Genomic DNA, 12,535 nt, shown 5'->3' on the forward strand with positions numbered 1-12,535 from the left:
TTCACATTTTAGCAAACTATTACTCACCGCTTAATGCGGCGTTATATTGCAAATGGAGTTCAGGTGAAAAAATCTTTATTTTTAGCATTCTTATTATTTTCGTTTAATTTGAATGCAGGTGGATATTACCAAAGTGTAAATCAAGGATATGATGCAGAAACAGGTCTATTCTTTTATCCCATAAAACACAAACCTGATTCAGGTGGTATGTTTTCAAGTAAATCGAATACAAGAATTAAAAATATTTTAATATTCGATCCTAAAACTGAAAAGCAGTCTTATCTTTTTGAGCGCAATAAAGTTTGGGATATTAAGCACTTTAGCTTCGAGACAAGTGTTAGTAAATCAAATGGAATTCAGTTTTTTGGTAGTTCTTATAATATCTTAAACAATCCAATTGCAATTAAACGTAAATTAAAAGATCAGTTGCTTATCATTACTGGCGAAAAAGACTCTGAAGAATTAACTATGTGGTACGCTACTAAACAAGGTCAAAACTTGAAGGTAGTCCATCGTTTTCATAAGTCAGTTAAGTGGCATATAGATCTTAAAAATTCAAAAGTTAGATTCATAACCCACAAAAAAGAAGTCTCATTTAAGAGTATTGAGTGGTAGCAATATAACAAGCCATTTAAGGCGGTACTGCTAAAGCTTGGCTCAGTTCCACTTCGTTACACAGTTTAGCCAAGCATTATCAGCCCCTTAATGGGGCGTTATATGCCTAGTTTGGCTTCATAGGTCTATTTTTAAAAGGGAGTGGTTTTGGATATTTATCATGGCGATGTTGTATCTGCGATTTTTTTGATTTTAGGGATGATTGTACTCTTTAAGAAAAAAATTAATTTGACTCTATCAGCAGGTACTTCAGGGACTAACACCTTTGTGATTGAAAATAGTAAATATACGAAAAGCAAAGATGTAGAGTTAATTGGTTTTTCCAAGGCTTTACTTGGTATTTTACTAATTGTTGTTGGCGTTTTGATAGCGTACTACTTCAAAGGAGACTTGCTATTTTCGATCTAGGCGGCTGTTTTAAGCTTCTGCGTAGTGGATATAACAAAACGATGAAGACGGATTTTCGCGAAAAGCGCGCGAAAAACGCTTATCGAAAGTGTTATATGCCTAAGATTATGAATCGATTATTAGTTTTACTATTACCAATCTTTATTGTTGGTTGCGAAATTGAAAATGACAACCGTATAGGTTTAGGAATGAAAGTGGATTTCCTTGTAACTTCAGAATGCATGAAGTCTACAATTGAACATACTCAAAATACTCAAAACTTAATTACAAATGGCTCAAGTTTTTCTTTTGAACTCGATGAATATGAAGTCAATTTAACTATGTATGAGCAAACTGATATTAAAACTAGTTTTGAAATTGATATAGATGGCCAGCATTTAGATGAAGATATCGGTGTGTTTTATCGTAAAACTGACGCTCTTGCGAAAGCTTTTAAAAATAGCATAATTAAACACTGCTCTAATAAAAACGGCATATAATGAGGCGTTGAAGCTCTAGAATTACTCATTTAAAAAAACAGCCCGTTTTATGGGTCCCAAATAGCATTACCTAATGCTTTAAAAACATTTAGAGTTAATTACAGGAACCCTTTTTTAATTGAATTTGGCTGTTGGAGCTACTCTACAGTCTTGTTATAAGCCCTAAATAGAATCGAGTTTATGTCTCTCTTAGTTTGTAAAAAATGTAATTCAACAATTGCCCCAAAGGTTAAAACACTCAACGCTAGGGAACGAAGTTATGTTTGTCCTGTTTGTGGTACTTCAATTAATACATTTAAGATTATTAATTATGTAATTGGCCTTACTGTTTTGTTCACTCTTTGGGTTATTTCATTTTTCTCTCATCATATAATTGAGGGGAACTTTAGGTTTAACCAAGAGAATCAATTATCATTAATAGCCGTTATTGTACTAGTAACCTTTATTGGCTATGTTACTTACAGACGCTCCAAGGAAGCTGAAAAATCTAAAAAGTGGGTGCTATTTGGTAGTATTGCAGGGTTATTACTTTTAAATGAAATTCATACAGCAGCTTTAAGAGTTTGGGGCCTGTAAGGAGTTTAAAATAAACATTGCTCTTCCCCCTTTACTATACCTCTCAAGTATTTCCCTCATACACATTCTCAGGATTCATTTGCATTAGTAGCCCTGGGTTGTCTATCGGTTTAAACCCATATTGTGCATAAAGGCCATGCGCATCAGAAGTGGCTAATAAAAAACGCCTTAGCCCTTGTAGCTCTGGGTGTTCTACTATCGTTTTAATGAGTAATTTGCTCAGGCCACACCCTTGTAGGTTCGGGGTGATAAATACATCTGCCAAGTAGGCAAAAGTAGCATTGTCGGTAACTACCCGTGCAAAACCAACTTGCTCGTTATTAGGGCTATACACGCCAAAGCACATTGAATTATCAATCGCTTTTTGCATCACACTTTTAGGTATGCCTTTTGCCCAGTAGCTATTAGCAATAAAATTATAAATAACGTTAAAGTTAAGCTTAGACTTGTCTGTACTAATTGAGTAGTTGTGAGGTTGTTGAGTCATTTTTAACTATCCAGTGTAGTATTTAATAGTTTTTTACATACTTTAACTGTGTATCGTGTAGTTTTGAAAGCAGCAGTAACGAGCAAATAGCACCAAATAACGCTAATGCCATATCTGACTGTGTATCCCACACATACCCTTGCGTCCCTAAAAATGCCTCAGCGTTTTCACCGGTCAGTACTGCTACCCACCACTCTATTAATTCGTAAAACGCACTAAACGCCAAACTGACAGATATAACAAATAAAGTTAACCAACCTCGGCCATTCACAACCTGCTTTCGAAGCAGTATTTCGCGCGCTAGCAAAGCGGGTACAAATCCCTGAAAAAAGTGCCCTACTTTGTCATAGTTATTGCGTTCGCTGCCAAATAAATTATCAAATAAAGGCACTTCTGCGTAGGTATAATGACCACCCACCATCAGCACAATACAATGCACTAAAATGAAAAAGTACAATAAAGAGGTTAATTTAAAGTATTTATACGTGCTTGCTATAAGTGCTAAACCAATCATTGCGGGAATAACTTCAAGTAACCAAGTAAATTGATCTTTAGGGTTAATACCAGACCAAATTAACACACCAAAAAAAAGGCTTAGCCATGCAAATTTCACGAGTATCCTTACCTTATTTATTTAATTTTAATACAGTCTACCTTTTCAATATTAATAAAACCACCGCCTGTTATTTAGCTTAATTAATAGTAAAAGTGCAATTATCTGTAGTTAGTTTTAGCAGTTAATCGATTAAATAAAGTAGGAAAAAATCGTTTTATCGTTGGTGCCCAACCACTTAATCCTTGCCCAACAATAACCTCGTCTTTTTTGTTAGCAATCGCTTTAATCATTTTTTCAGCTGCACAGGATACTGCCATGCCGTTTTCAATTGATTCTTCGGGTTTATTTTGTGCTACACCCTGCTCGTTCAACGAGTTATGTGCAATCGCTGTTTTAATCGAACCTGGGCAAATCGTTAAACAATGAATATTATGCTCTGCTACTTCTGCTCGTAGGCAATCCATAAAGCCCACTACCGCATATTTTGAGCCTGAATAACCCGTTCTAAACTTTGAACCAACTTTTCCTGCCACACTGCTAATAGCCACAATTGAACCGCTTTTTCTTGCAACCATTGAAGGTAATATCGCTTTTGTCAGTGCTATTAAACCAAAATAATTAACCTCCATAAGCTGGCGGTATACATTAAAGTCGTTTTCTAAAAATAAACTGCGCTGCGACACCCCGCCGTTATTAATTAAAATATCGATAGGAGGTAAAGTGTGCAGTAAATCAGTAACCTGAGTCAAAACAGCCTCAGGCGCTGACAAATCAAGCGGTATAATTAAATGCCCATCACCTTTAAGCGTTGCTTTTACTTCGGTGAGCTTTTCAACATTGCGGGCAGATAAAATGACGCGTGCGCCTAGCTTTGCAAATTGAACCGCAAGCTCCTTGCCAATGCCTGACGATGCGCCTGTAATCCACACTGTTTTATTATTAAAATTCATAGGCACCTCTTTGCTCAATGAAGCTTTTGATTTGAGTAAGTGAATTTACGCCTTTGTTGGCCCTGCAATATTGTTCACTTCAATTTCGAGCTGTTTGTAAAAGCCCATTAAAAATAGTAATTCTACAGTTACATACAATGGGCCAATAATTAAGCCAATTAAATCATCAACAAACGCGGGCTTTTTGCCTTCATAATAATGTCCAATAAATTGCAACACCCAACCAAACACAAATACGCCCACGCCAATACTTAACCAAGGCCAAAATGTCATAGCTGCTATAGGCTCAGCAGCAAACAGCAATGCAGTAAACAATATCGCCATAATTAAACCCAGCGATAGACTTAACATGACGTAATAGATTACCGAAGCTAAAACAAATATTTGTGCAGCATTAATAACAACGCTACCAAGGGGTATTTCAATGCGGGCAAGTAAACATAAAACGGCAAATACAATAAGTGGGATACCAAAAAAATGAGTAAGCACATTGCGCTTAGAGCGGTGATATAAACCATATTTGCCAAGTTGTTGTTGAAGTGTTTGCATTGTGTATTCCTCAATAAATATTTAGCTAAACACTAAACATAACAAATAAACGCGTAACAACAATGTCATCTACCCGACATTTACAAATTTAAGCTAACGCCGAAATAATACTTCCCTTTTCTCGTTCTGGTTGAGTATCCATTCGCTCACGTCCATTTTGATACTCCTGTTCGAGCATTTTTTGTAGTTCGTCCATTTTTTTGTTAATTGAATCACTGTCAGCGCCTTGCTTTTGTAACTGCTCTGATAACGCTTCTATTAATGCTTTTATCTCTGCTATTTTGTCTTTATCGATACCTAAACGTTGGTATACCAATGCCTCTTGAGCATTTTGTAAAAAGTTATTAGCAACCTTTGGCTCATTAAACTCTTTCGGTTGTTGGATGGGGACATCTGTTGCCGCACGCTTATTTATTGATGCCGCATTAGTGTCACTTACATAGCGACTATATTGATTTATATAAGAAGTTATCATCATTAGCTTAAATCCATTGCTGCAAAGTATTATCTGTAGCAATTTTGGTTCCAAAAAATGGTGAAAATAAACTAAGTTAAAGCTAGGCAACCAAAAATCTGGTTAAACAATTGAGGGTTTGTTTTTATTTGTCCAAAAATTTAAATTCTAACTGAAGGTTTATTGTGCAGCGCTTGAGTTAACTAGCAAGCGCCTGCAATTTACTTACATCCAACACTGTAATGCACTGATAGCCCAAACTAATGGCATTTTTTTTAACCAGCTTTTGTAGTATTTGATTTATGGTTTGCCGTGTTAAATAGGTCATATCCGCTAATTGTTGCTGAGACAATGCCAATGGCGCTGAAAAATTGGTTTGCTCACTCAGCATTAATAATCTGTTACATACCTTTTGCTCTGCACTGTGCAATGCATGATCTTCCATTGAAGAAAACATAAGCCGTAATTTTTGTGCCAATAATAAGCCAAACTCCTGCCAATATTCAGGGTGTTTACTTAATAGTTGTTCTAATGAACGTTGTGGTACATAAAATAACTGAGCGTCAGTTTGTGCGTAAACATCATGAGTTCTTAAGCCTTTATCAAATAACGTTACTTCACCAAACCATAACGACGCATCTATGAAACTCAAAACGGCCTCTTTACCATTACTATTTACGCCACTAATTCGCATAACGCCACTTAAAACAACGTATATTCCATCATGCACATCGCCACGTAAAAATAGCGCTTGTTGGGCTTTCAAAGTGAGTATTTTACCGTGAGCTAATAAAAACATTTTTAGCTTGGGGCTACGATTTTTAAACCATTGCCCTTGCTCTATTACTGCTTGCTGATGCGCTTTCATGGTACCTCTTTAACAATCGTACTCACTTTTTGGAACCCAACGATATTTGCTAATTTCAAATAATTCATTAAATTTGATTGCTCCGTTTTTAACTGTATTTCAACTTAACATTATTTGTTAATTTACTTGCACAATAACTCGAATTTATGACAATCCACGCAGATATATCAAGGGTCTAATCATTACATGTTGCGAGCTTCAATTACTAGCACCACTTTTAAAGCATATTAATTTGGCATAATTTTAATGCAGTTTAACCAACCCCTTCACTCACAGTATAAATTACATTTTTCGAACAAATATATTTCATTTTATTAAAACATTAGTTGATCCTTCTATGAAATTGGTCTAGCATTTCTGGAAGCGCTTCCACACAGGTGATTTTTAATTTTCTTTTCTGGAAGCGCTTCCATACATTTGACAATGTTAACATTTACACAATAACAGCCGCATACAAGCTGTTAATAATAATGATAAAAGTACGAGGGAAACCGAATGGCTAACCATATTGTAAGAAAAACAAAGATAGCAACCAGCCTATCTTTGATTTTAAGCGCATCTGTATCTTTACCGTTGCTTGCACAAGAAGAAGCAAATCAAGACGTTGAAGTAATTCAGGTCACCGGCTTTAAAAGTAGCATTAAAGAATCAACTCGATTAAAACGTGATGCCGCAGGTGTGGTAGACGCCATTTCTGCTGAAGATATTGGTAAATTTCCCGATACCAATTTAGCCGAATCGCTACAGCGTATTACCGGTGTGTCGATTGATCGCTCAAACGGTGAAGGTTCTAAAGTAACTGTTCGTGGTTTTGGCCCCGATTACAATATGGTAACCCTAAATGGTCGCACAATGCCTGCTGCATCTCTTCCTGCAGGTGGCGGCACTCCCAATTCTCGTGCATTTGATTTTGCTAATTTGGCATCTGATAGCGTTAAATCAGTTGAAGTTTATAAAACAGGTAAAGCAAGTATTGCCTCTGGTGGTATTGGTGCAACTATTAACATTAACACTGCCCGCCCACTCGACAACCCTGGATTTATTTCAAGTATTGGTGTTAAAGCACTTCACGATACAACTAATCGCGTAGGCGATGACATTACACCTGAGCTTTCGGGTATTATTAGCTGGACCGACAGCGACGCTAAATTTGGCGCATCGTTAACAGCAAGCATGCAACAGCGCGATAGCTCATCAACAGGTGCATTTGTAAATCAGTGGAATACATCGGCTTTTGACGGCACTATTCCTCAAGCAGCTGACGATATTGTTTTAACTAACGCACCAGAGATTGGCCAGCTTTATTCAATGCCATCAGATTTACGTTATACCATAGCCGACAGAGAGCGTACGCGTACAAATGCGCAATTAACATTTCAGTACAGCCCAATTGATGATTTAACAGCCACACTTGATTACACCTACTCTAAACAAGATTTATTTGAAGCACGTGCTGAGCAGTCTCTTTGGATGGACAATTACAAAAGTGCGCTAACCTTTGATGACAACACCGTTAAAACACCTGTCTATTACCGTGAAGAGCGCCGCGATCTACAAACGCGTGATTTAGGTTTAGCATTTCAAGAGTTAAATCAGGTAAATAAAAACGATTCAATCGGCTTAAATGTAGAGTATTACTTTAACTCTGAGTTGAGCTTTATGTTTGATGCACACAATTCAAAAGCCACCAGTAAACCTGATGCACCATACGGCAGCTGGGTTAATGCAGGCCTTGGTGCAAATGTTATTAATGCACAAGAAGTAGACTTTAGCCGCGAACTTCCTTCTATGAGTATAGATTTTAACGACTGTCGACGCGCTAACTTAAACTGTAACAATACGCTCGACCCTGCAGATGTAGGTACCTCGATATTAGACTCTAATTTTGCAAGCCAAGAATCTGAAGTGAACGAATTTAGGCTTCATGGTAAATATGAGCTGGAAAACGGTGTAATTGACTTTGGCGTAGAATCTCGCTCTATGGAAAGCCATTCACTTCAGTCACTTACTCGTAACACGATGGGAAATTGGGGAGTTGAAAACCCTGGTGAATTACCTGACGGTTATTTAAATCCTACCAACTTTTTAGCTGAGTTTGACGATTACGATACGTCTGGTTCATTTAATCAAGGCTATACGGGCAGCGCTTCACAAATAGGTTATTGGGCAGGCGAGCAATATGGATTTAACTTCGCAGCCGATGGCGCTTTTGCTACAAACCGCACCATAGAAGAAGATATTACTGCGTCCTTTGTTCAGTTCACTTATACTGGTTATTTTAATGACATGCCTTACAACATCGTTGTTGGCGCACGTCACGAGTCAACTGATATTACTTCAACTGCTAATATTGACCTGCCAAATGCCATTGCTTGGGAAGGCAACAACGATTTTAACGTACGCTTTGGCTCAGATAAGCAAGATTTCACACTAAAATCTAGTTACGATCATTTTTTACCCAGCTTAGACTTTGACATAGAAGTAATCGAAAACGTAAAAGCGCGCTTTTCTTACAGTACAACAATTGCCCGTCCAACGTATGATAACTTAAGTTCTGCCGCTACTGTCGGTGTACCGGGAGCGCCAACCTTATTGCCTGGTTCGTCACCAGCAACAGCGTCAACAGGTAATCCTGGTTTAGTGCCGCTTGAGTCAGATAACATTGATGTATCGGCAGAATGGTATTTTGCAGAAACAAGTTATGTATCGGTAGGTTACTACACAAAAGATATCGAAAACTTTATTGGTTTAACGCCAATGACACAAAATTACTATGGTTTACGCGATGCAACTGCGGGCCCTCGCGCGCAAGCTGCCATTGCAGAGCTTGAAGCCCGTGGGCTTGCTGTTACAGATTCAAACTTATTCCAAATGGTTGCGGCTACCGAAAATGGGGTAGATTTTGATTCTATGACTTACGAAGAATTTGAAGCGGCGTACGATGTTATTGCTAACAGCGATGACCCACTACTCGATTTTACTGCACAAGTACCAACCAATAATAAAAGCGCCACCATAGATGGTTTTGAAATTGCATTTCAACACTTTTTTGGTGAAAGCGGTTTTGGCGTTCAAGCAAACTACACTACCGTTAATGGTGATATAGACTTTGATGTAAATGCTAACCCTTCTACAACGCAGTTTGCACTGGTAGGGCTAAGCGATACAGCCAACTTTATTGCCATGTACGAAAACGATGACTTTCAAGCCCGTGTTGCCTATAACTGGCGGGATAAGTTTTTAAATAGTGCTGCGCGTTACGTTAACGAACCTGGTTTTACTGAAGAGTATTATCAAATCGACTTTAACGTTGCGTACAACTACAGCGAACAGCTTTCGTTTTTTGTTGAAGGCATAAATATTACTGAGCAAAACAGCCGCGAACATGGCCGTACATCAGTGCAATTATGGAACTTGCAACAACTAGGCGCACGCTACAATATTGGTATGCGTTACAACTTCTAAAGGTAATACCAAGCAAAGCCGTTAGTTTTTACTAGCGGCTTTTTTGTATTTAAAACGATATAGTTTACGTGTTATCAAGTTTAGGGTTTTAACTCATGACCAAACCAATAAAAAAAATAGTCATTTTAGGTGGTGGTACAGCCGGCTGGCTAAGTGCGGGTTTATTAGCTGCTGAGCATCCACATTTGAGTGTCACGTTAATTGAGTCAGCAAACGTACCAATACTAGGTGTAGGCGAAGGCACGTGGCCTTCAATGCGTAATACGTTACAGCGTATTGGCATTAAAGAAATTGATTTTATAACCCAGTGCGATGCCACCTTTAAGCAAGGTTCTAAATTTATAAATTGGCGCAACCTAAGTAAGGGAGAAAACTACTACCACCCTTTTATGGACCCTCAAGGCTACGAGCAAACCAATTTACACGCAAATTGGCAACGTATTGCACCTAACCAAAAGTTTGCTGACGTTGTTAATATGCAAAGTTTTGTATGCCAAGCAGCACTTGCACCAAAACAATTACAAACACCCGAATACGCAGCAGTCACCAACTATGGCTATCATTTAGATGCAGGTAAATTTGCCGAGTTTTTAAAAAGCCACTGTGTTAAAAACTTAAATGTTACACATATTACTGACGATGTAACCCACGTTATTAACGACGAGCATGGCTATATTGCCTCATTAAAAACAAATAAAAATGGCGATATAACAGGTGATTTATTTTTAGATTGCTCAGGCTCTCGTGCGCGTTTAATTGGTGAGCATTTTAATAGTGAGTTTATAGCGCAAGATCATATTTTATTTAACAACAGCGCTGTTGCAGCGCAAGTACCTAATGCACACATCAATCAGCCAATTGCCTCTGCAACGCTCTCTACTGCGCAAAGTAACGGCTGGATTTGGGATATAGCCCTACCCACACGCCGTGGCACAGGTTATGTATTTAGTAGTAAATACCAAAGCGATGAAAGCGCAACTGATACTTTAAAAAGCTACATAGCTAAAAGTACTAGCGAGCAACAAGCTGAGCAGCTTAATTACCGTGTATTAAAATTCAGCCCAGGGTACAGACAAAAGTTTTGGATTAAAAACTGTGTTGCCGTGGGTATGTCGGCTGGATTTTTAGAGCCACTTGAAGCCTCTGCACTTGCCATGGTTGAACTTTCAATTAGTATGCTGAGCGAGCAACTACCACAAAACCGCACGCATATGAGCCAACTTGCAAATCGCTTTAACGACCGTTTTAGCATGCGCTGGCAACGTGTTGTCGAATTTTTAAAACTCCATTATGTTTTAAGCGAACGCGACGATACCCCTTACTGGCAAAATATTCGGGATTTAACAACTGCACCAGAGCGCCTACAAAACTTACTTAAACTTTGGCAATTTCAGCCCCCTAGCCGCTTTGACTTTATTGAAAACGAAGAAGTATTTTCATCAAGTAGTTACCAGTATGTCTTATACGGCATGGGCTTTAATACACAAACACCTCAAGCACACAATGCGTTTACCAGCGCTCAAGCTGGCGATTATTTTTATCAACAAAACCGTGAAAAAATAGCGCAATACTTAAAAGGCTTACCGAGTAACCGCGCGCTTTTAAATGATCTTTTATCTAATAATAGGCAGCCACATAATGACTAAAACAAATGCAGTTAAAAATGTAGTAATAGCGGGAGGCGGCACTGCAGGCTGGATGGCTGCGGCTGCACTTGCAAAATTAATTGGCAAAAATATACACGTTACCCTTGTTGAATCTGACGATATTGGCACTGTAGGCGTTGGCGAGGCAACAATTCCGCCTATTCGTACGTTTCATAAATTGCTAGGTATAAACGAGCAAGCTTTTATGAAAGCCACTCAAGCAAGCTTTAAATTAGGTATTAGCTTTGAAAACTGGGGCGATGAAAACACGCGTTATATTCACTCATTTGGCGCAACAGGCAAAGAATGTTGGGCGGGTGAGTTTCATCACTTTTGGCTACAAGGCAAAACTTTAGGAATAAACAACCCTTTTGGCGATTACTGTTACGAGCTGCAAGCGGCTAAAGCCGGTAAATTTGCGTTTAACCAACAAAACCCTATTAACTACGCCTACCATATGGATGCTACCCGCTACGCGCAGTTTTTACGTGAATTTTCAGAGCCATTAGGTGTAAAACGTGTTGAAGGTAAAATACAAAAAGTAGTAAAAAGCGCTAATACAGGCCACATAGAATCATTACTTTTAAATAGTAGCGAGAAAATAAACGGCGACTTTTTTATAGATTGCACCGGCTTTAGAGGCTTATTAATTGAGCAAGCATTGCATACGGGCTACGAAGATTGGTCGCACTTATTACCATGCAATAGCGCCATTGCAGTACAAACAAAATCAACCAGCGATACCGTATTGCCACTTACCCGCTCTATTGCCCATAAAAGTGGTTGGCAATGGCGTATACCGCTGCAAAGTCGTGTCGGAAATGGGTTAGTGTATTGCAGCCAATATATGGATGACGAACAAGCTAAAGCGTTATTGCTAAATAACATTGAAGGTGAAGCGCTTACTGAACCCCGTGTTATTAAATTTAAAACTGGGCGTCGCTTAAAAGGCTGGAACAAAAACTGCCTTGCGCTTGGTCTTGCAAGCGGTTTTGTTGAACCACTTGAGTCCACCAGCATTCATTTAATTATGTCGGGTATTATTCGTTTTATGCGTTTATTTCCGTTTAATGGCATAACCAATCACGCCATTGACGAATACAACAAACAACTTAAAAGCGAAATTGAAAATATTCGCGACTTTATTGTGCTGCATTACAAAGTAACTAATCGCGATGACAGCGAATTTTGGCAACACTGTAGCGCCATGGAAGTGCCAAAAACACTTCAGCATAAAATTGATTTGTTTAAACAAACTGGTCGTGTATTTTTAGACGATGGTGATATTTTTAGAGTCGACTCCTGGGTGCAAGTTATGCTTGGTCAAGGTATTGTGCCTGAACAGCACCATTTAATAGCCAGCATGATGAGCGATGAAGAACTCGCCCGTTTTTTACACGGTATTAAACAGCAAATAGAACAGCGCGTTAGCCAATTACCGCCGCATCATGAATTTTTAAAACACTATTGCCCTGCATGAAA

Annotated in this window: 13 protein-coding genes; 7 read left to right on the forward strand and 6 right to left on the reverse strand. The window is 38.5% G+C overall.

From position 1 onward, the window contains the following. The first annotated feature begins 63 nt into the window (after window positions 1–63). The 4 genes from MTF67_RS10115 to MTF67_RS10130 all read left to right on the forward strand — a co-directional run bounded on the left by MTF67_RS10115 (window position 64) and on the right by MTF67_RS10130 (window position 2,078). Complete coding sequence (locus MTF67_RS10115; RefSeq protein ID WP_248519445.1) at window positions 64–615, forward strand: hypothetical protein; 552 nt, start codon at window positions 64–66, stop codon at window positions 613–615. 147 nt (window positions 616–762) lie between these two features. After that, window positions 763–1,023: a hypothetical protein gene (locus MTF67_RS10120; RefSeq protein ID WP_248519446.1), complete on the forward strand. Its 261-nt coding sequence runs from the start codon at window positions 763–765 to the stop codon at window positions 1,021–1,023. A gap of 95 nt (window positions 1,024–1,118) precedes the next feature. Continuing rightward, entirely contained in the window at window positions 1,119–1,502 is a 384-nt protein-coding gene (locus MTF67_RS10125) for a hypothetical protein (RefSeq protein ID WP_058429050.1), read from the forward strand. Window positions 1,503–1,682: 180 nt separating this feature from the next. Further along, complete coding sequence (locus tag MTF67_RS10130; protein WP_248519447.1) at window positions 1,683–2,078, forward strand: hypothetical protein; 396 nt, start codon at window positions 1,683–1,685, stop codon at window positions 2,076–2,078. Between the two features lie 43 nt (window positions 2,079–2,121). On the opposite strand, the gene MTF67_RS10135 is transcribed toward MTF67_RS10130, so the two are convergent. The 6 genes from MTF67_RS10135 to MTF67_RS10160 form a co-directional block, all read right to left on the reverse strand. Next, on the reverse strand, window positions 2,122–2,565 hold the full coding sequence (locus MTF67_RS10135) for a GNAT family N-acetyltransferase (protein ID WP_248519448.1): 444 nt from the start codon (window positions 2,563–2,565) through the stop codon (window positions 2,122–2,124). 22 nt (window positions 2,566–2,587) lie between these two features. Continuing rightward, the gene (locus tag MTF67_RS10140; RefSeq protein ID WP_058429053.1) at window positions 2,588–3,178 is read right to left on the reverse strand and encodes a DUF2238 domain-containing protein; all 591 of its coding nucleotides are present in this window, start codon (window positions 3,176–3,178) and stop codon (window positions 2,588–2,590) included. A gap of 101 nt (window positions 3,179–3,279) precedes the next feature. Further along, window positions 3,280–4,071: an SDR family oxidoreductase gene (locus MTF67_RS10145; protein WP_248519449.1), complete on the reverse strand. Its 792-nt coding sequence runs from the start codon at window positions 4,069–4,071 to the stop codon at window positions 3,280–3,282. A 45-nt stretch (window positions 4,072–4,116) separates the two neighbouring features. Beyond that, window positions 4,117–4,620, reverse strand: coding sequence for an Mpo1-like protein (locus tag MTF67_RS10150; RefSeq protein ID WP_248519450.1), 504 nt, complete (start codon window positions 4,618–4,620; stop codon window positions 4,117–4,119). A gap of 88 nt (window positions 4,621–4,708) precedes the next feature. Continuing rightward, entirely contained in the window at window positions 4,709–5,098 is a 390-nt protein-coding gene (locus MTF67_RS10155) for a hypothetical protein (protein WP_248519451.1), read from the reverse strand. 175 nt (window positions 5,099–5,273) lie between these two features. Beyond that, window positions 5,274–5,942 (reverse strand): Crp/Fnr family transcriptional regulator, encoded by a 669-nt coding sequence (locus MTF67_RS10160; protein WP_248519452.1) that lies wholly within the window; start codon window positions 5,940–5,942, stop codon window positions 5,274–5,276. Between the two features lie 495 nt (window positions 5,943–6,437). Between MTF67_RS10160 and MTF67_RS10165 the strand changes: the two genes are divergently transcribed. The 3 genes from MTF67_RS10165 (at window position 6,438) to MTF67_RS10175 (ending at window position 12,533) form a co-directional block, all read left to right on the forward strand. Further along, window positions 6,438–9,407 carry a TonB-dependent receptor gene (locus MTF67_RS10165; RefSeq protein WP_248519453.1) on the forward strand — a complete coding sequence of 990 codons (2,970 nt, stop codon included), beginning with the start codon at window positions 6,438–6,440 and terminating at the stop codon, window positions 9,405–9,407. 95 nt (window positions 9,408–9,502) lie between these two features. Continuing rightward, window positions 9,503–11,053 carry a tryptophan halogenase family protein gene (locus MTF67_RS10170; RefSeq protein WP_248519454.1) on the forward strand — a complete coding sequence of 517 codons (1,551 nt, stop codon included), beginning with the start codon at window positions 9,503–9,505 and terminating at the stop codon, window positions 11,051–11,053. After that, on the forward strand, window positions 11,046–12,533 hold the full coding sequence (locus MTF67_RS10175; protein ID WP_248519455.1) for a tryptophan halogenase family protein: 1,488 nt from the start codon (window positions 11,046–11,048) through the stop codon (window positions 12,531–12,533). The genes MTF67_RS10170 and MTF67_RS10175 overlap by 8 nt, the downstream gene beginning before the upstream one ends. Window positions 12,534–12,535: the final 2 nt, after the last annotated feature.

The organism is Pseudoalteromonas sp. 2CM32C, from assembly GCF_023161925.1.
GTDB classification, from domain to species: Bacteria; Pseudomonadota; Gammaproteobacteria; order Enterobacterales; family Alteromonadaceae; genus Pseudoalteromonas; species Pseudoalteromonas marina.

Excerpts from the sequence above, each read along its gene's own strand:
- MTF67_RS10160 (WP_248519452.1), bottom strand. The coding sequence starts at position 5,942 with ATGAAAGCGCATCAGCAAGCAGTAATAGAGCAAGGGCAATGGTTTAAA.
- MTF67_RS10150 (WP_248519450.1), bottom strand. The coding sequence starts at position 4,620 with ATGCAAACACTTCAACAACAACTTGGCAAATATGGTTTATATCACCGC.
- MTF67_RS10155 (WP_248519451.1), bottom strand. The coding sequence starts at position 5,098 with ATGATGATAACTTCTTATATAAATCAATATAGTCGCTATGTAAGTGAC.
- MTF67_RS10170 (WP_248519454.1), top strand. The coding sequence starts at position 9,503 with ATGACCAAACCAATAAAAAAAATAGTCATTTTAGGTGGTGGTACAGCC.
- MTF67_RS10130 (WP_248519447.1), top strand. The coding sequence starts at position 1,683 with ATGTCTCTCTTAGTTTGTAAAAAATGTAATTCAACAATTGCCCCAAAG.
- MTF67_RS10165 (WP_248519453.1), top strand. The coding sequence starts at position 6,438 with ATGGCTAACCATATTGTAAGAAAAACAAAGATAGCAACCAGCCTATCT.
- MTF67_RS10135 (WP_248519448.1), bottom strand. The coding sequence starts at position 2,565 with ATGACTCAACAACCTCACAACTACTCAATTAGTACAGACAAGTCTAAG.
- MTF67_RS10125 (WP_058429050.1), top strand. The coding sequence starts at position 1,119 with ATGCCTAAGATTATGAATCGATTATTAGTTTTACTATTACCAATCTTT.
- MTF67_RS10175 (WP_248519455.1), top strand. The coding sequence starts at position 11,046 with ATGACTAAAACAAATGCAGTTAAAAATGTAGTAATAGCGGGAGGCGGC.
- MTF67_RS10145 (WP_248519449.1), bottom strand. The coding sequence starts at position 4,071 with ATGAATTTTAATAATAAAACAGTGTGGATTACAGGCGCATCGTCAGGC.